General features: G+C 62.3%; 16 protein-coding genes. 4 read left to right on the top strand and 12 right to left on the bottom strand.

Annotated features, from left to right (window positions below; all coding sequences use genetic code 11):
- Positions 1–218 precede the first annotated feature (218 nt).
- The 5 genes from LAB08_RS14155 to LAB08_RS14135 all read right to left on the bottom strand — a co-directional run bounded on the left by LAB08_RS14155 (position 219) and on the right by LAB08_RS14135 (position 6,057).
- On the bottom strand, positions 219–1,160 hold the full coding sequence (locus LAB08_RS14155) for an electron transfer flavoprotein subunit alpha/FixB family protein (protein ID WP_096511606.1): 942 nt from the start codon (positions 1,158–1,160) through the stop codon (positions 219–221).
- Positions 1,160–1,909: an electron transfer flavoprotein subunit beta/FixA family protein gene (locus LAB08_RS14150; RefSeq protein ID WP_096511607.1), complete on the bottom strand. Its 750-nt coding sequence runs from the start codon at positions 1,907–1,909 to the stop codon at positions 1,160–1,162. The genes LAB08_RS14155 and LAB08_RS14150 overlap by 1 nt, the downstream gene beginning before the upstream one ends.
- A 26-nt stretch (positions 1,910–1,935) precedes the next feature.
- Positions 1,936–2,799 (bottom strand): MBL fold metallo-hydrolase, encoded by an 864-nt coding sequence (locus LAB08_RS14145; RefSeq protein WP_096511608.1) that lies wholly within the window; start codon positions 2,797–2,799, stop codon positions 1,936–1,938.
- Between the two features lie 244 nt (positions 2,800–3,043).
- A complete protein-coding gene (locus LAB08_RS14140) occupies positions 3,044–4,825 on the bottom strand; it encodes an acyl-CoA dehydrogenase C-terminal domain-containing protein (RefSeq protein ID WP_096511609.1) in 1,782 nt (593 codons plus the stop codon).
- Complete coding sequence (locus LAB08_RS14135) at positions 4,822–6,057, bottom strand: 3-hydroxyacyl-CoA dehydrogenase (RefSeq protein ID WP_096511610.1); 1,236 nt, start codon at positions 6,055–6,057, stop codon at positions 4,822–4,824. Before LAB08_RS14135 ends, LAB08_RS14140 begins: the two co-directional genes overlap by 4 nt.
- Positions 6,058–6,153: 96 nt before the next feature.
- On the opposite strand from LAB08_RS14135, the gene LAB08_RS14130 reads away from it, so the two are divergent.
- Positions 6,154–7,053, top strand: a complete 900-nt coding sequence (locus tag LAB08_RS14130) for a LysR family transcriptional regulator (protein ID WP_495675371.1) — start codon at positions 6,154–6,156, stop codon at positions 7,051–7,053.
- Positions 7,054–7,182: 129 nt separating this feature from the next.
- Here LAB08_RS14130 and LAB08_RS14125 read toward each other — a convergent pair whose 3' ends face one another.
- The 7 genes from LAB08_RS14125 to LAB08_RS30530 form a co-directional block, all read right to left on the bottom strand.
- Entirely contained in the window at positions 7,183–7,806 is a 624-nt protein-coding gene (locus LAB08_RS14125; RefSeq protein ID WP_096511612.1) for an NIPSNAP family protein, read from the bottom strand.
- Positions 7,807–7,934: 128 nt separating this feature from the next.
- Positions 7,935–8,951, bottom strand: a complete 1,017-nt coding sequence (locus tag LAB08_RS14120; protein WP_096511613.1) for a M14 family metallopeptidase — start codon at positions 8,949–8,951, stop codon at positions 7,935–7,937.
- Positions 8,952–8,966: 15 nt separating this feature from the next.
- Positions 8,967–9,956, bottom strand: coding sequence for a DMT family transporter (locus LAB08_RS14115; RefSeq protein ID WP_096511614.1), 990 nt, complete (start codon positions 9,954–9,956; stop codon positions 8,967–8,969).
- On the bottom strand, positions 9,956–10,654 hold the full coding sequence (locus LAB08_RS14110; protein ID WP_096511615.1) for an ABC transporter permease subunit: 699 nt from the start codon (positions 10,652–10,654) through the stop codon (positions 9,956–9,958). The genes LAB08_RS14115 and LAB08_RS14110 overlap by 1 nt, the downstream gene beginning before the upstream one ends.
- Positions 10,655–10,672: 18 nt before the next feature.
- On the bottom strand, positions 10,673–11,386 hold the full coding sequence (locus LAB08_RS14105) for an ABC transporter permease (protein ID WP_096511616.1): 714 nt from the start codon (positions 11,384–11,386) through the stop codon (positions 10,673–10,675).
- A gap of 123 nt (positions 11,387–11,509) precedes the next feature.
- Positions 11,510–12,298: a transporter substrate-binding domain-containing protein gene (locus LAB08_RS14100; protein WP_096511617.1), complete on the bottom strand. Its 789-nt coding sequence runs from the start codon at positions 12,296–12,298 to the stop codon at positions 11,510–11,512.
- Positions 12,299–12,324: 26 nt separating this feature from the next.
- Positions 12,325–14,328 (bottom strand): aminotransferase class I/II-fold pyridoxal phosphate-dependent enzyme, encoded by a 2,004-nt coding sequence (locus LAB08_RS30530; protein ID WP_096511618.1) that lies wholly within the window; start codon positions 14,326–14,328, stop codon positions 12,325–12,327.
- 681 nt (positions 14,329–15,009) lie between these two features.
- Between LAB08_RS30530 and LAB08_RS14090 the strand changes: the two genes are divergently transcribed.
- From LAB08_RS14090 to LAB08_RS14080, 3 genes are read left to right on the top strand one after another with little or no spacing between them, the layout of a single operon-like run.
- Entirely contained in the window at positions 15,010–16,539 is a 1,530-nt protein-coding gene (locus LAB08_RS14090) for an efflux transporter outer membrane subunit (RefSeq protein ID WP_096511620.1), read from the top strand.
- Positions 16,532–17,665 (top strand): HlyD family secretion protein, encoded by a 1,134-nt coding sequence (locus LAB08_RS14085; protein WP_096511621.1) that lies wholly within the window; start codon positions 16,532–16,534, stop codon positions 17,663–17,665. The genes LAB08_RS14090 and LAB08_RS14085 overlap by 8 nt, the downstream gene beginning before the upstream one ends.
- Before the next feature lie 4 nt (positions 17,666–17,669).
- Positions 17,670–18,698 carry a DUF2955 domain-containing protein gene (locus LAB08_RS14080; RefSeq protein ID WP_096511622.1) on the top strand — a complete coding sequence of 343 codons (1,029 nt, stop codon included), beginning with the start codon at positions 17,670–17,672 and terminating at the stop codon, positions 18,696–18,698.
- Positions 18,699–18,764: the final 66 nt, after the last annotated feature.

Here is an 18,764-nt window from a genome sequence, read left to right as displayed (position 1 = left end):
CGGAGCCTGGTTCCGGGCGACCGCTTTGAGCTTGGCAAAGATCCAAATGTGGGAGCGAGCCTGCTCGCGAAGAGGGCGTGTCAGTCAACATCAATGTCAGATGCCAGACCGCCTTCGCGAGCAGGCTCGCTCCCACAGTGGACCGGGTACATCTGTGAGGGTTACCGCAGGAATGGATATATGCCCAATCCCGCGGTCTCCAACCTTCCCGGAGATGATCAAACCAGCCGCTCAAGCTCCGGCACAGCTTCGAACAAATCCGCCACCAGGCCGTAATCGGCCACCTGGAAAATCGGCGCTTCTTCGTCCTTGTTGATCGCCACGATCACCTTGGAGTCTTTCATGCCGGCCAGATGCTGGATCGCCCCGGAGATGCCCACCGCGATATACAGCTGCGGTGCGACGATCTTGCCGGTCTGACCGACCTGCATGTCGTTGGCGACAAAACCTGCGTCCACCGCCGCGCGCGAAGCGCCGACGCCCGCGCCGAGTTTGTCGGCCAGCGCATACAGGTGCTTGAAGTTGTCGCCGTTCTGCATGCCGCGACCACCGGAAACGATGATTTTTGCCGCGGTCAGCTCGGGGCGGTCGGACTTGGCGAGTTCCTCACCGACGAAGCTGGAAGTGCCGGCGTCATAGACCGTATCCACGGTTTCAACGCTGGCCGCGCCCCCGACAGCAGCGACCGGGTCGAAACCGGTGGCGCGCACAGTGATCACCTTGACCACAGCGTTCGATTGCACGGTAGCGATGGCGTTACCAGCGTAGATCGGACGCTTGAAGGTGTCGGCGCTTTCGACCGCGATGATCTCGGAGATCTGATCGACGTCCAGCTGCGCGGCAACCCGCGGCAAGATGTTTTTGCCGCTGGACGTGGCCGACGCCAGGACGTGGCTGTAAATCGAATGTTGCTCGATCACCAGGCTGGCGACTAACGGGGCGACGTTCTCCGGGAGTTGATTGGCGTAGGCCGCGTTGTCGGCCACCAGCACTTTGGCCACGCCCGCGATGTTGGCGGCGGCTTCAGCCACAGCCCCTACGCCTGCGCCGGCCACCAGCACGTGAATGTCACCACCGATTTTGCTGGCGGCTGCCACGGTGTTAAATGTGGCCGCAGCCACGACCTTGTTGTCGTGCTCAGCGATTACCAGAATAGTCATCAGATCACCTTCGCTTCGTTTTTCAGTTTCTCGACCAGTTCAGCCACCGACTTGACCTTGATGCCCGCGCTGCGTGAAGCCGGTGCCTCGACGTTCACGGTCTTGCAGGTGGATACGATGGAAACACCCAGTGCGTCTGGAGTGACGGTTTCCAACGGCTTTTTCTTGGCTTTCATGATGTTTGGCAGGGACGCGTAGCGCGGCTCGTTCAAACGCAGGTCGGTGGTGACGATGGCCGGCAGTTTCAGGGAAACGGTCTGCGCGCCGCCGTCGATTTCACGGGTGACAGCCACGCTGTCGCCGCTGATTTCGACTTTGGAGGCGAATGTGCCCTGACCATAGCCGCTCAATGCAGCGAGCATCTGGCCAGTCTGGTTGTTGTCGCTGTCGATGGCTTGTTTGCCAAGGATCACCAGTTGCGGCTGCTCCTTGTCGACCACAGCTTTCAACAGTTTGGCAACGGCCAGGGAAGTCAGCTCTTCGGCGGATTCGACGAGGATGGCGCGGTCGGCACCCAGAGCCAGCGCGGTGCGCAGTTGCTCTTGGGCGGTGGACGGGCCGACGGAGACGACGACGATTTCAGTCGCAACACCCTTCTCTTTCAAGCGTACGGCTTCTTCCACGGCGATTTCGCAGAACGGGTTCATTGCCATTTTCACATTGGCGAGGTCGACGCCGGATCCATCCGCCTTGACGCGGACCTTGACGTTGAAGTCGACCACGCGTTTTACCGCAACCATTATTTTCATTGGGGACTCCTCTTGAGCGGGTTGTTTCAACTGTCCAGTCGATGCAGAACCGGGTGATGATCGAAAGGTTGATAACGATGTTGCTTGTCGCGGGCGACCTTGATCAATGCGACGCCGGGGTCGCGGGGCAGGAACAGCCGTCCACCGTTGGCCACCAGGTGGTCGAGCAGGCGCTCCTTCTCATCGATCAGGCTTTCCGGATTGCGGTCGAAGGCCGTGGTCAGATCCAGTGCAAGCCATTGCCTGGCCGGCACCAGGTCACCGGCAAAGACGATCGGGCCGCCAGGCATTTCGATCTCAGGCAGTAACTGCCCGGGCGTGTAGCCATCGCTGACATGAAAGCGCCAGCCTTCACCCAGCAAGCCGTTCGCGCGTTCGTCGATCAGCTGCAAGCGCCCACTGCCTTGCAATTGGCTGATGATCTGCGGCACGAACAGTGCCCTGTCCCGCGGGTGCGGATGGTTGGCGCGCGTCCAGTGCTGGCGGCCGACCAGATAGCGAGCGGCCGGGAACAGCAACCGGGGCGTATCACCCTCACTGACCGCCTGGCGCAGTGTCGGGGCAAGCATCGCGTGCAGGTGGGTGAGCACGACGATGTGTACCTGCCCTTCTTCCACCCCCACCCGGGCAAGGCTTTCCAGCAGGCCCACGGCTGGACGCTGGCAGCGACAGGTGCGCGCCAGCGGCGCCAGCAACGCATCGGTGCCTGCCATCACCAGAATGTTCAGGCCGTCCTGTTGAACCAGCAGCGCGCGCGAGGCCAGTTCGACCTCGTTGTCGTGGTCGGGACTCAGCCACTCCATCCAGGCGCTGCGCGGCGTCGTGCCAAACAGCGCGCCGCCATCCAGCCTGCGCGGCTTGCCTGTCACCGAAAATAATTTGCGATACACCCAATGCACCTCTCTGAACACGTTCCACCCCGATTGCCTGCAAGGGGGTTGGGGTATGGGGAGCATATCCAAAGAAGGTCATGCATGACCCTCCCTTGAATGGGTGGTCTGCACGTCCGAACTGCACCCACCCCTTTTTGGGGGATGGCGGGAGATGGGGGCTGTAGAGCAGTCGCGCGGTCGATGGCCAAGGCATCGACCGCGCGGGTTGTTGGACCCTTTGTCGGTCTGAGGTTGCGCGGGATCAGAACGCGAAGTCGGTCTCAGGCATGGCCATCAGGCAACCGGCACCGGCCAGCAAGGCCTCACGATGCGCGCCGGCCCGTGGCAGCACCCGGCGCAGGTAGAAGTCCGCCGATTGCAGCTTGGCCTGGTAGAACGCGACTTCCCCGGTGCCGGCCGCCAGGGCCTCACTGGCACGCACGGCCGCCTGTAACCACAGGGCGGCCAGCATCACGTAAGCCGAGTAGGCGAGGAAATCCACCGACACGGCGCCGATCTCTTCGGGATCGCGGCGACAGGCTTGCAGCACCGAATCCCCCAGCTTTCGCCATTCTGCAAGGCGCTGCCCGACCCGCTCGGCCATCTCGGGTTGCGATGTAGCCAGTGCCACCTGGGTGGCCAATTCGTCAATCAGTGCATTGAGTTCGCTGCCGCCATCACCGAGCAGCTTGCGGCGGATCAGGTCCAGCGCCTGTATGCCGTTGGTGCCTTCGTAAAGCTGGGTGATGCGGCTGTCGCGCATCAGCTGCTCCATGCCCCACTCGCGGATATATCCGTGGCCGCCGTACAGCTGCACGCCCAGGCTGGCCACCTCCTGGCCGCAGTCGGTGAAGAACGCCTTGATCATCGGGATGAGCAACGCGGCGCGACGGGTCGCGGCGTCACGCTGCACCTCGTCGCTGGCACCGTGTTCGAGATCCAGCTGCCGGGCAGCGTAGGCCGCCAGCATGCGACAGCCTTCGCTGAGGGTTTTCTGGACCAGCAGCATGCGCCGCACATCCGGGTGGACGATGATCGGGTCGGCGGGTTTATCCGGCGCCACCGGGCCGCTGATCGAGCGCGACTGCAAGCGTTCGCGGGCATAGGCCAGGCCGCCCTGGAACGCGGCCTCGGCAATGCCCAGGCCCTGCAATCCAACCTGAAACCGTGCATCGTTCATCATGGTAAACATGCAGGCCAGTCCCTGGTTCGGCTGCCCGACCAGCCACCCCGTGGCGCCATCGAAGTTCATCACACAGGTGGACGCCCCCTTGATGCCCATCTTGTGCTCCAACGCACCACAGCTCAGGGCATTGCGTTCGCCCAATGAACCATCGGCGTTGACCAGCCGCTTGGGCACCAGGAACAGGCTGATCCCTTTGACCCCGGGTGATGCGTCGGGCAAACGGGCGAGTACCAGGTGAATGATGTTGTCACTGAGGTCCTGCTCGCCGCCGCTGATGAAGATCTTGCTGCCGCTGAGCCGGTAGCTGCCATCGGCCTGGGGTTGGGCACGGGTGCGCAGCAGCGCCAGATCGGTGCCGGCCTGGGGCTCGGTGAGGCACATGGTGCCGGTCCACTCGCCGCTGACCAACTGTGCCAGATAGCGCCGCTTGAGTTCGTCGCTGCCGTGGCGATTGAGCGCCACCACCGTGCCTTCGGTCAGCCCGGAGTAGACCCGGAACGACAGCGAGGCGCTCATCAGCATCTCGTGGAAGCTCGCCGAAAGCATTTGCGGGAAGCCCTGGCCGCCGAAATCTGCCGGCCCGGTCATGCTCGCCCAGCCCTGCTCGACGAATAGCTTGTAGGCCTCGGGGAAGCCATCCGGCGTGGTGACTTCACCGTCCTGCAACCGACAACCCTGCTCGTCACTGTTGCGGTTGAGCGGTGCCACCACCTCGGCGGTAAACCGCGCGGCTTCTTCGAGCACACCGTCAATGGTGTCGCGATCCAGGCCGTTGTCCAGTTGCCGGCAATGGCCGGCCACGTCAAACAGTTCGTGCAGGACAAAACGCATATCGCGCAGCGGCGCCTGATAGTTCATACCTGGCCCTCCACATCGGCAAAGCCTTTACCTGCCGCTATCAGCCGGGCAATCAGCGGCGCCGGCTGCCAGTGTGCGCCGTGCAATTGTTGCAAACGCTCCAGACGTTCCCGGATCGACGCCAGACCCTGGCCATCGGCCCAGCTCATCGGTCCGCCGACCGCCGCCGGGAAGCCATAACCATTGAGGTAGACCCGATCGATGTCTTGGCTGTTGTCGGCGATGTTTTCCTGGAGGATCTTCGCGCCCTCATTGACGAGTGCCAACAGGCTGCGCTCGACAATTTCCCGGTCATCAATCACGCGGCGGCGATAGCCCAAATCGCTGCTGATTCGTTCGATCAGCGCATCGACTTCAGGATCATGCCCGGCCTCGCGACTCCCTTCGGCATACTGGTAATAGCCACGACCGGCCTTCTGGCCAAAGCGGCCGAGTTCGCACAGGGCGTTGTCGACCTGCACCAGCGGACTGTCCATGCCCTGCCCGGCCAGTTGACGGGCGCGCCACTCAAGATCGACACCGACCACGTCGTACATGCGAAACGGCCCCATGGCAAAGCCGAAGGCCTGCAGTGCGCCGTCCACCTGCCGGGGCAGCGCGCCTTCAAGAAGCATCTTGCGGGCCTCGTCGGCATAGGTCTTGAGCATGCGGTTGCCGATAAAGCCACGGCAGTTGCCGGCCACCACCGCCACCTTGCCCAGTCGTTGCCCCAGTTGCCTGGCCACTTCCAGCACGGCCGGCGATGTCTGGGCGCCACGGACGATTTCCAGCAGTTTCATGATGTGTGCCGGGCTGAAGAAATGCAGGCCCAGCACCTGCCCGGGACGCGCGGTGACGGCGGCAATGGCGTCGATATCCAGCGCCGAGGTGTTGCTGGCCAGGATCGCGTCTGGCTTGAGGGTGTTGTCCAGGGTGCGGAAAATGTCCTGCTTGAGTTCAAGGTTCTCGTACACCGCCTCGATCACCAGGTCGACATCGGCCAGTGCCGCATAGCTGTCGACCGCCTGTACACGGGCCAGATTCTGCTCGGCCTGCTCTTCGCTGATGCGTCCCTTGACCACCTGATGGGCCCAGGTGTCGGCGGCCATCTTCAGGCCGGCGCTGACCATCTGCGGATTGGCGTCCAGCCACAACACCGGAATGCCGGCACTGGCCAGGCTGATGACAATTCCCCGGCCCATGGTTCCGGCGCCTATCACCGCGGCCTGTTGTACGTTAAATCCGTTATTCACACCGACACCCCTGTACTGAAAAGAAGGATTGTCGACACCCTAAGCAGCTGCCTACTATTTGAGAAATTTCATTTTCATATGTGTGATATTTGGAATATGAATACAATCAATTTCGACCTCAATCTGCTGCGCATCCTCGATGTGTTGCTGCGTGAACAGAACGTCTCCCGTGCCGCCGAGCGCCTGGCCCTCAGCCAGCCAACCGTGAGTAACGCCCTGGCGCGCCTGCGCGAGCTGCTCGATGACCCGTTGCTGGTGCGCATCGGCCGGCGCATGCAACCGACGCCCAAGGCCCTGGCGCTGGAGGGTCCGATTCGCTCGGCCTTGCAGCAGATCGAACAGACCCTCAACGTCGACGAAAGCTTTGACCCGCGCTACAGCCGCCAGAGCTTTCGTATCGCCATGACCGATTTCGTCGAGCAGCTGTGCATGCCCAGCCTGTTGCGACGCCTGCAGGACTGCGCCCCGAACCTGCGCCTGGACATCGCCCCACTGGCGCCCAGTCTGCCAATCGATGCCCTGGATCGCGGCCAGCTCGATTTGGTGCTGGGCCGTTTCGATGAAATTCCCGCACGCTTCGCCCGTCATCTCTGGCGCAGCGAAACCCTGCAAGTTGCGTTGCGACGGGACCATCCGGTGATTACCGGTGGATTGGATCTGGAGACCTTCCTGCGCCTGCGCCATCTCTGGGTGCACGGCGGCCAGACCCGTGGCATGGTCGATCAATGGCTGGGCGAACAAGGGTTGTCGCGGCAAATCGTCTACACCACCCCCAACTATTTGCAGGCGGCCCATCTGGTGGCGGCTTCCGATCTTTGCGTGGTGTTGCCGACCCGGCTGGCGCGTAACTTCGCAAGCTTGCTGCCCTTGCAGCTGCATGATTTGCCGTTTGCCCTGGAAGCGTTCGAGCTGGACCTGGTGTACCTGGCGCAACGCGGACAGGACCCGGCACTGGACTGGTTGGTGGGGGAAATTTTGCGGGTCGGCAAAGGCTGATCAGCACCCTGAAGGAGCCGGCTCGCCAGCGAATGCGGTGGGTCAGGCGACCTGTTTATCGTCTGAAGGAATGCTTTCGCTGGCAAGCCAGCTCCTACAAGGGATGGGGCGGCACCCACCCCACCCTCCTCATTGCAACGGCGAAAACACCGCTGGCAGGTAAATCGTCGAACACATGTCGCGCAATTGCGGCCCTGAGTTTTCCGGTGGCCAGACGCCGTCCCCCACCGCCTGGGTTCGCACTTGCAGACGCTGCTCCAGGGTTGTCCAGGGCCAGATGTGCAGGTAACGCGGCAGCGCGCCGTCAGTGGCATAAAACGCGGCGTACACCGGTGAGTACTGTTCGGCGGTCCGCGGTTCGATGGCCTTGGCCCAGCCTTCGAGTGTCGGTTGCAGGCCGGAGCTGATCAGGTCGTAGACGCGCAATTCGTAGAACGGCCCGTGTTGGCCGGGACGCAAAGGTTTTAGGAACGGAAACAGACTGTAGTTTTCGATCCGCAGGTCCGTCATAAACTCGTTGATACCGAAGGCCTTGCCTTCCAACAAGAAGCGCTCGCGCTCGGTCTGGCGCGAGCGTTCGTCGGAGAAACCACGTAGCACGGCAATCTGGTTCAACGGCCCGATCTCCGAGGCCCAGCAGCCCATCAACGTGCCGCCGACCTCGGGCTCGGCCAGAGACGTTTCAATTTGCGCCAACGCTTGTGCGACCGTACGAACTCGTACTGTGAAGGTGATCAACTCAAATAACCGCATGACGTGCTTCCACCCTAAGCTGCAAATGCGCCAGCCTATGCAATCGCTCACCGGCAGGGTATTCGGGCGATCCCTTTCCATGCCGGTAAAAGCCGCAGCCTGATAGGTAGATTCTTTACTGCCGCACGCTAGTTCGGGTCCAGCAGACCACCACTCCAGTTCCTCGACAGACGCCTGCCCGTGAACTTCGCCACCCCCATGCCCTGGGAGATCAACCGATCGCGATAGCGTGTGACCAGTCGCCCGGTCTGCTCGGCATACAGCACCACTTCAGAAGACGGATCGCCCGGGCGTCGCAGGATTCGCGCAAAGCGCTGGCCTTCTTCGACGAGATCGCCCAGTTCCTTTTCAAAAATCAGCACCCCCGGCTGCGGCGCCAGCAGGGTCTCCATGTGGCCCATTTCCACGGCCTCGACAGGCCAGTCAATGGGCGACACCGAATCGTCGATGACGCCATAGCCGCAGAGCCAGGCATACAGTCCCTCGGCGTCCTGTTGGGCGAGCCGGTCGCTGACGTCACCCTGCCCCCGCAACTCCAGGGTCGCGGCCATGCGCCCGTCGGTGGTGCCGTCGCGCAACCAGGGCGCAATGAGGGTTTCCTCGAAGGAGCCGTCGCCGCCGTCGTCCCAGATGATCGCCACGTCCATTTTCATCGCCGCCGCCAGCTCGCGGCCACGGGGCCAGAAGCTGCGGTGAACGTAGAGGTAGGGCAGCGCTTCATCGTCGGTGTGCAGGTCGAGCATCACATCTGCCGATGACGCCAGTTGCACCAGTTTCTGCTGCCATTGCTGGACAACGGTCGAAGGTCGTTCCATCGCCGCCGACTGGTCGAATCCACGGTTGAAGTTATGCCCGGTCGCATCATGGTATCGGCCGAGAATCCGTCCCTGGCGAAACTGGCCGATGCCCAGGGGATTGGCTTGCGGCACCACGGTCACGCTGCCCTTTAGCTTGCCCTCGGACTCGGCGACCTGAAGACGCTGCATCAACAGGTGCAGCACCAGCATCCCGGCGATTTCATCGGCATGCACCCCTGCTTGCAAGTGCACCTTCGGCCCCTGGCCATCGCCCTCAAAACGCCAGGCACCAACCTGCACCGCATCGCCGTTATTATTGAGAATGTTGAACGAAACATCCCGCACCATGCGCTTGCCCTCCCCTTATGACTGTCTTTGGCGATGAACGATGGCCTCGGGTTCGTGTGGTGCCCCACCAACGTCCTGTGCATCTGCTGCCGGATAAAGGGGTTGCGACACGGAGCATTCGGCACCGACAACGTCCTGTGAGGCATGCCGACCAAATATCATCGCCAGGGTGCCGCTGACCGCGATCAGGCCAGCGCCGATCATCAACGACACGTCCATCAGCGTGCCCCAGATCAGGCTCGACAGCAGGAACGCCCAGATCAGCCCGGTGTACTCGAACGGCGCCAGCACGGTCGCGGTGGCGCGCTGGAAACTGGCGAACAACAGGAACTGCCCGATACCGCCCATCAGCCCGGCGCCAAGCATGCCCAGCCAGGCAGGCGTCGGTGCCGGGGTGTGGGTCCAGGGCAACGCTACCGCCATGCAAATGACGAAGACCACATTGGTGATCAGCATTTGCTCCAGCACCGAGGTCTGCTCATCGACCTGGCGCAACTGGATATAGGTGAACGCCCAGCACATCGCCGCCAGCAACGTCAGCACAATCGGCAACGGATCGGTCATGTTGTCGGGACGGCAGGCAATCACCACGCCGACAAACCCGATGATCAGGGTGAACCACTGCCAACCGCTGACGCGCTCCTTGAGAATCGCCGTTGCCAATACCGTGACCATGATCGGTGCCGAGAAATACAGGGTGGTCATCTCCGCCAGGGTCAGGTCCCTCGCTGCCGTGTAATAGAGCAGCCAGGCGGCGATCGACAGCAAACCGCGCACCACCAGCAAGCGTCGACTGGAGGAACGCCAGGCACGCTGCACCAGTTGCAGGCGCCCCACCAGCAGGCAGGCGACCGCCACCACGAGGGCGCGCCAGAACAGGATGGTGAACACCGAATAATCGGCTACCAGCCATTTGATACCGGCGTCCTGCAAGGACAGAAACGCATACCCCAGGGTGCACAGGCCGATGCCTTGCAGCGAACGATCGACCACTGGCTTGTTCATCACGCGGACCTGCGCACCGGCGTTCCGCGCCGTTCGGCGAAGGCAAACAGCCCTTCGATCAGGAATGTCAGGCACACGTAGACACCGGCCACCAGCAGCAACGGCTCGTAGACTTGCAGGGTCTGCGCCCGCACCACGTTGGCCGCGCCCAGCAGGTCGATCACGGCGATGGTCGAGGCCAGCGCCGTGGACTTGAGCAGCATCACGGTTTCGCCGGCCAGGGTCGGCAACAGCAGGCGCAGCGCCCGGGGCAACCGCACCCGCAACAGGGCCTGGCGCGCGGTCATGCCAAAGGCCGAGGCCGCTTCCATTTCCCCTTTGGGTACCGCCAGCAAGCCACCACGAATCACTTCACCGACATAGGCGCCCATCGACACCACCAGGGCGAACACGATGTACCAGTAACCGTCGCGCAGATAGGGCCAGAGAAAGCTGCCGCGAATCAGCGGGAACTGGGCAAACAGGCTGCCGATCCCGTAGTAGAAAATGTAGATCTGGATCAGCAACGGCGTACCGCGCGTCACACTGGTATAGAACAGGCTGACCTTGGCGATCACCCTATTTTTCGAAATCCGCGCCAATGCCACCAATACCGCCAGGGCATAACCGAACACACTGGAAATCACCAGAATGGCGATAGTCGTTTGCAGCCCACGGAGCAACAGCGACGCATATTCAACGATCCATGCTGGAATCATTTCATTCTCTCTGCCGGTTTAATCAACAAGAGGCATCCAGCGACGAATGCGTCGCTCCAGCCGTCCCGACAAATAGTTGGACACCAGCGTCACCACGTAATACAGCGCGGCGGCCGTGAGGTAGAACAACAGATAGTGACGCGTCGAACCCGCGCCTTGCTTGGCGGTGTACAACAGCTCGTTGGTGCCGACCACACTGATCAGGGCGCTGTCCTTGATCAGGTTGATCCACAGGTTAGCCATTCCGGCCATCGCGTAGGGCGCCATGATCGGCAGCGTGACGCGACGGAACAGGGCGAAACCGTGCAGACCGAAGGCCTTTGCCGCTTCGATCTGGCCAAAGGGAATCGCCTGGATGGCCGCGCGGAAAATTTCCGAGGCGTAGGCGCCCTGCACCAGGCCCAGCACCACGATGGCTGCCAGCGGTCCGCTGACATTCACCACGCCGTAGCCGAGCGAGGTCATCAATGAGTTGAGCAACATGGAACCGACGTAGTACAGCAACAGGATCAGCAACAACTCCGGTACCGCGCGAAACAGCGTGGTGTAGCCACGGGCCAGTGCAGCAATCGGTTTTGGCGCGCCCAATTTCAGGCAGGCCACCACCAGACCGATGGCCAGCCCGAGCACAAAGGCTCCGGCGGAGATCTGCAGGGTCATCCAGAGCCCCCTGAGCAGCGCCCCGCCCCATCCTTGTTCGCTGAAATTGATCAAATCGAACATTGCTGGCATTTCACTCTCCAGTCAAAGCACCACCGGTCCTTGTGGGAGCATGGCTTGCCCGCGATGCTTTTGGCGGCCTCAAGGGCCCCATCGCGGGCAAGCCATGCTCCCACAGGTATTGTGTTCAGCTCGTTAGAATGCCGGCTTTACGCTGGTACCGAAGTAGCTCTGGGAGAGGTCGTCGTAGTCCTTGCTCGCCAGCAGTTCCTGGATCGCCTTGTCGAGCCTGGCCTTGAGTTCGGTGTCGTCCTTGCGCAAGCCGGCACCCACGCCTTTGCCGAAGATCGGGTCGTACGGAACGGCGCCCAGGTATTCGAGGTTGCTGTTCTTGGCATCCGGGGTCTGGACGAAGGCCGCCATGGCCGTGCCGTCGGCCATCATCAGGTCGAGGCGGCCGGCGATCAGGTCGGCGTTGGCCGAGTCCTGGGTGTCGTAATACTTAACATCGGCGATTTTTTCGTAGTAGGTCTTCAGGTAGCTGGCACTTACGGTCGAGTTCTGCACGCCAATGGTCTTGCCCTTGAGGTCGTCGGGGTATTTTTTAACGACGGCGTCTTTCGGCCCGACAATCGCCACCACCGAGTCGTAGTAGGCCTTGCTGAAGGCGATCTGTTTTTCCCGCTCTTCGGTCACCGACATCGAGGAGAAAATCACGTCGATCTTCTTCGCCAGCAACGACGGAATGATCCCGTCCCATGCCACTTCCTTGATTTCGCAATCGGCCTTCATTTCGCTGCACAGCTTGTGGATCAGGTCGACCTCAAAGCCCTTCCATTCACCGTTGGCCTGTTTCTCGGTGTACGGCGGATAGGGTTCGGCCGCCACCGCGAACCTGATCGGTTGCGCTTGGGCCGCACTCATCCCGGCCAGCATCAAGCAGGCCGCGCCAGTCAACCAGTTTGCCAAACGTCGATTTCCCATGGTTTTTGCCCCGTCTTTTGTTGTTTTTAGCGAGTCTGATGAGCGTTGACGAATTGCCGGCAACGCTCGCTGCGTGGGTGTACGAACACTTCGTCCGGCGAACCGGTTTCCTCGATCAGGCCTTGATGCAGGAAGGCGACCTTGGAAGAGACATCGCGTGCGAAGGCCATTTCATGGGTCACCAGGATCATGGTCCGGCCTTCTTCGGCGAGCGAGCGGATCACCCGCAGCACTTCCCCGACCAGTTCCGGGTCGAGTGCCGAGGTGGGTTCATCGAACAGCATGACCTTGGGCCGCATGGCCAGGGCCCGGGCGATGGCCACCCGTTGTTGCTGCCCCCCGGAGAGAAACGCCGGGTACTCGTTGCGCTTGGCCGCCAGCCCGACGCGTTCGAGCAAGGCTTCGGCCCGTTCGGTGGCCTCCGCCCTGCTCTCGCGCAGGACCTGGGTCGGCGCTTCGATGAGGTTTTCCAGCACCGTGCGATGGGGCCAGAGATTGAAATTCTGGAACACCATGCCCAGGCTGGAACGGATGCGTACCAACTGTTTGGCATCGGACACCAGCGGCGCGCCGGGGCGGGAGTGGTTCAGGTGAATGCTTTCGCCGTCCACCAGGATGCGCCCCTGGTCCGGCACTTCGAGCATGTTGATGCAACGCAGCAAGGTGCTTTTACCCGAGCCGCTGGCGCCGATCAGCGAGATCACCTCACCTTCGCGGGCGGTCAGGGATACGCCCTTGAGCACTTCGATGTTGCCGAAGCGTTTGTGCAGTTGCTCGACTTCGATCATGGTCCGGGCCGTGATCGGTGCGGCTGGCGCTTCGCTGGTGACACGGCTGATAACCGGCCGTGGCGCTTCGCCATTGAGTACCAGGACAAAATCGCGAATACGCTGGCAGGCTTCGGCCAGTCGCTCTTCACCCAGGGTGAATGACAGCCGCACGAAGCCTTGTGCCGGTTCGCCGAAGGCAGCGGCATCCAGCACCGACACCCGCGCCTCGCGCAGCAAACGCCAGGCAAACTCCAGGGACGTCAGGCCGGTGCCGCGCACGTCCACCAGCACGAACATGCCGGCATCGGGCTTGAGCACAGAGATGCCCGGGCAATCCGACAGCCCCGCCACCACCCTATCGCGACGCCGGCGATAGATGTCGCGCATGCCGTGGGTGACTTCGTCGTGGGCCTCGACGGCTTTCAACGCGGCCTCCATGGCGAACCCCGGTAAACCGTAGAGCATGCTCAACACCAGGGTTTCGGCATGGGCGACCAGGGCCGGATGGGCGACGATCCAGCCGATCCGCCAACCGGTCATGGCGTGGGATTTCGACAGGCTGCCAATCACCACGCAACGCTCGGCCATGCCCGGCAAGGCCGCCAGGCTCAGATGGTCGCGCTCGAAGGCCAGGCTTTCATAGACCTCGTCCACCACCACCCACAGGTCATGGGCAATGGCCAGCTCAGCGATGGCTTGCAGCTCTTCGCGGTTGAGCATCACGCCGGTGGGGTTATTCGGGTTGGACAGGAAAATCGCCCGGGTCCGCGGGGTGATGGCTTTGGCCAGCACTGCCGCATCCAGGCGAAAATCATCGTCCGCCGAACACGGCACCCGCACCAACGTGGCGCCGGAGGCCTTGAGCGTCGCCTCGTAAGTGACATACATCGGATCAAGGGCAATCACTTCATCGCCGGCACTGAGCAGGCACATCGACGTCACGAACAACGCGTTCTGCGCCCCGGCCACGGCAATCACATTGTCGGCTTGCAGTTCGCGGCCGAACAACTTGCCGCAACGTGCCGCGATGGCTTCGCGCAAGGCCGGGCGGCCAGCAATTTCGGTGTAGTGGGTGTCACCTTCGCGCAAGGCCTGGATGGCGGCATCGGTGATGAAGTCGGGGGTGGGGAAATCCGGGTCGCCGATACTGAGAATGATCACATCCTCGCCCCGGCGTCGCGCTTCATAGGCCGCGTAGTGAATATCCCAGGCGTCGACGCCCTGGCCTGATATCCGCTCAACAAAGGGTGAAAACCGCATGCCAGTGCCTCGTTCGAAATGAAGAAACGCAAGCCCGCAACCAGCCGGGAAAGAAGGTGGAACGAACATAGTCCAGGCTGAACAGTCGTTCAACAGAAAACTGATCGGGGTTCGCGTTCAGCGTAAACAGGTCGTTTTTACGACAGTCGCGGCGTTTTTTGCGTTGTGGGTCGCCGCGATGGGCCATCCCTGTCCCAGCGCGGCTAAACCGGCGTCCTGCCGGTTTACCCACGGAGCAATACCCGCGTTCGGCCATCGTGGATTTACTGGGCGCCTAAATCAAAAGCCAAAGCGAGGCGGCCTGACAGCCGACCTGGCTTTGGCAAATGCCCCGATCCCCTGTGGGAGCGAGCCCGCTCGCGAAGGACGTCAACGATTACGCGCCCTGCCTGAATAAACGCGGTGCCTGGTCGTTCATCGCGAGCAAGCATTGCTCCCACAGGGGAACGAGCACAACCGCGAAATCAGGTCGGCTGTCAGGCCGCCTCGCTTTGGCTTTTTTGGCGCTTTTCCAAAGTGACCCGCCGTAAGGGCGGAACCGCCAGCAGCCATGACCTAAATAACGGATATACCCCCAATCCAATCCCAATAGGCGTCTACAACCCCCAACCTGAAGTGAACAGCACCACCCACCATCCGGGCGTCTATGCTGCTGTGATATTCCTTGGCCGGAAACGCACGATGCGTCCAGATCTGAACCGGTTTCTGTTGTGTGCCGCGCTTGCCCTCGGCGGCTGCGTACGGCTGGGACCGGATTTCCAATCGCCCGCCGAGCCCTGGGTCGATCACTGGAATACACCGAACCTCGATCACGCCAGCCAACGTGCGCTGCAACCGGACATACGCCAGTGGTGGGAGATTTTTGCCGATCCGACCCTGGACCAGTTGATCGCTGAAGCCGACGCCAATAATTCCAGCCTCAAGATTGTCGGCCTGCGGGTCATGGAGGCTCGCGCGCAGTTGGGCATCGCCGAAAGCGGCCGTTACCCGCAACTGCAGCAGATCAGTGCCGACAGTGTGTATGTCCACCGTGATCAATCCGGCGGACGCAATCCGGTAGACAGCCGTTTCTGGCAGCACAGCGCCGGCTTCGATGTGGGCTGGGAACTGGATTTCTGGGGCCGTTTCAGCCGTGCCATCGAGGCGTCCGATGCCAGCTATTTTGCGGCTGAGGCCAACTATGACGACGCCCTGGTCCTGCTTCGTGCACAGGTGGCCGACAGCTACTTTGCCCTGCGCACCACCCAGGCCCGACTGCGGGTAGCGGAGGAAAACGCCCGTCAGCAGCAACGCAATTACGAGATCACCGAAAAGCTGTTCAAGAGTGGCCAGACCGCCGAACTCGACCTGCAACAAGCCAAGACCCAATACCTCGGCACCCTGAGCAGCATCCCCGTCCTGCAAGATCAGCTGGGGCGTTTGCGCAATGCGTTGGCGGTGCTGATCGGTCAGCCGCCGGGTGAGCTGCCGCTGGTGGTCGAAAACATCGGATTGATCCCGCTGGTGGACCGCGCCGTGCTGCAGGATGTACCGGCCCAACTGCTGCTGCGTCGCCCCGACGTGCGCGCCGCCGAGTTGAATGTCGCCGCACAGTCGGCGCTGGTGGGTGTCGCCGAAACCGACTTCTACCCGTCGCTGAGCCTGCTCGGCAGCATCGTCTGGTCCACCGATACCTTGAGCGGCAGCTCCCGCAGCCTCGACCTGATCGGCGGCCCGAGCCTGCGCTGGAATGTGTTCGATTACGGTCGCATCAGCAACAACGTACGGGTGCAGGATGCGCGCTTGCAACAGCTGATCGAGGCCTATCGCGACAAGGTGCGCCAGGCCGCGCGCGAGGCGGACGATGCCGCCAACGGTCTGATCCAGGCCTTGCAGCGCGAGCGTATCCTGCGTGAAGCCGAAGGCGCGGCGAAACGCTCGCTGGAGCTGGCCAACGCACTGTATCGCGAGGGTTATTCGGACTTTCAGCGAGTGCTGGATGCCCAGCGCGCTCTGCTCGATACCCAGGACAGCTACCTGGTCAGCCGCAATGACGCAGTCAGTAACGTGATTGCTCTATACAAGTCCCTTGGCGGGGGCTGGTACAGCGCCCAGGCCAAAGTCGACCCGGCCACGCGCCGGCAAATGGAACAACGCACCGACTGGGACGGCCTGCTGTCCGAGCCCCAACCCGCCGCCTCCTATCCCAACCCGGTAAGCCACCATGACTGACGCCGCGCCTCCCTCCCCCGACGTCCCGCCGCCAGCGCAGCCTGCCGCCGACCCGACAAAAAAAAGCGTGAAAGGGGTGTTGCTGCTGATCGTCCTCAGTCTGGCCTGGTATCTGCTGGCGGATCGTTTTACGCCCTACACGCAACAGGCGCGGGTTGGCGCCTTCGTGATTCCGGTGGCGGCGGAAGTCGCGGGCCGGGTGATCCGCGTCAACGTGCGCAACAATCAGGACGTCAAGGCCGGGGACGTCATTTTCGAGATCGACCCGCAGCCGTACCAGATTGCAGTCGACCGGGCACGAGCAGACCTTGAATCCACCCGCCGGCAGATCGGCGCCAGTACCGCCGGCATCGCTTCGGCGCAGGCCAATCTGCGGGCGGCACAGGCCAATGAGCTCAAGGCCCGCCAGGACAATAAGCGCCTTGAAGGCCTGTATCGCGAAGACCCCGGCACCATCTCCGTGCGCCTGCTGGAAGTGTCCCGCGCCAACCACGAAGCCGCTATCAGTCAGGTCGCTGCGGCCCGCGCCGAAGTGCAGCGCGCCCGTGAAACGGAAGGCGGCAGCGAGGATGACAACGCCAAACTGCGCAGCGCCGCCACCGCCTTGTCGAAGGCCGAGCTGGACCTGTCCAACACCCAGGTCCGGGCGCGCTCGGCCGGCTTGATTACCGACTTGCGCACCGATGTCGGCCAGTTCGCGGCCGCCGGCAATCCGGTCATGACCCTGATCGCGATCCATGACGTGTGGATCAGTGCCGACATGACCGAGAACAATCTCGGCCTGGTCAAAACCGGCACGCCGGTGTCGGTGGTGCTCGATGCGTTGCCCGGCGAAGTATTCGAAGGCCGCGTGCGCAGTCTCGGCTACGGGGTCAGCGTGGGCCAGCCCGCCGCCCCCGGCACCTTGCCCACGGTGCAGAACAGTCGCGATTGGCTGCGACCGGCCCAGCGTTTCCCGGTGATCATCGAGTTTTCCGCCGAGTCATTGGCCATGCTCAAGGACAACCGCTCCATTCGCGCCGGCGGCCAGGCCGAGGTGATGGCCTTTCCTTCCGAGGGCAATGTGCTCAATCCTTTGGGCCGGATCTTCCTCTGGCTGATGAGCTGGCTTTCCTATGCCTATTGAGAGCATGCGTACCGAGCGTTCGCCGCGGGTCCAGCGCGCCGCGCGCCTGGCCACCGGCACCGCGTTGTGCCTGGCCGCCAGCTATGGCCTGGCGTTGCCGATTCCGTTTCTGGCACCGGTGTTGTGCGCGCTGTTGCTGGTGTCTCTCAACCGACCGTTGTCGTTCAAGGCTGCCTTGGCGCTCGGTCTGGTGGCGATGCTGACCACTGGCATCGGCCTGTTGCTGATTCCGCTACTGCGCCACTTCGGGTTCAGCGGCGTGCTGCTGATCGGGCTTTGTCTGTTCGCGGTGTTTGGCTTTGGCTTGAGGGGTGGCAATAGCCTGATCGTCACCTTGCTGGTGATCGGCCTGACCATGATTTCGTCGGCGGGATTTGCCGACTTTGATCTGGCGCTGACGGTCATCACGGCGCTGGTCGCGGGCCTGCTGCTGGCGGTCATGGTCGGCGTGGTGAGTCACGGTTTGTTCCCCGAACCGGCCAATGCCCCCGTCCCACCCGCCCCCCCGGCCTTGCCGGAAAACGAAGTCCACCGGGTGGCGCTGCGTGCGACCTTGATTGTGATCCCGGCGTTTCTGTTGGCATTGATCGACCCGGCCAGCTATCTGCCTATCGTGCTCAAGGCGGTCAATCTGGGGCAACAGAGTTCCACCACCTCGGCCCGCAGTGCCGGCCGCGAACTGCTGGGATCGACCCTGCTCGGCGGTCTGTTGGCGATCCTGTTCTGGAGTGCGCTGAGCCTGTTCGTGCACCTGTGGATGTACTTCCTGTGGATGCTGCTGTTCGGCCTGATCCTGGCGCGCAAGCTCTACGGCCTCAGCCCCGGCCGTTGGAGCCCCGGTTTCTGGATGAACACCCTGATCACCCTGATCATCCTGTTGGGACAATCGGTGCAGGACAGCGCGGCGGGCAAGGACGTCTACACCGCGTTTGCGGTGCGCATGGGGCTGTTTATCGCGGTGACGCTGTATGCCTGCCTGATGGTTCATCTGCTCGATCAGCGACCAAAACAGAAACCGTACCCTCTCCTGTAGGAGCGAGCCTGCTCGCGAAAAACGTCCAAGCAACGCGGGCATTCAGGCAGCCCGCGTTATCGTTGA

The organism is Pseudomonas izuensis (assembly GCF_002356535.2).
Taxonomy (GTDB): Bacteria; Pseudomonadota; Gammaproteobacteria; order Pseudomonadales; family Pseudomonadaceae; genus Aquipseudomonas; species Aquipseudomonas izuensis.
The sequence above is the reverse complement of the archived record's forward strand: the minus strand, read 5'-3'. Positions and strand labels throughout refer to the sequence as shown.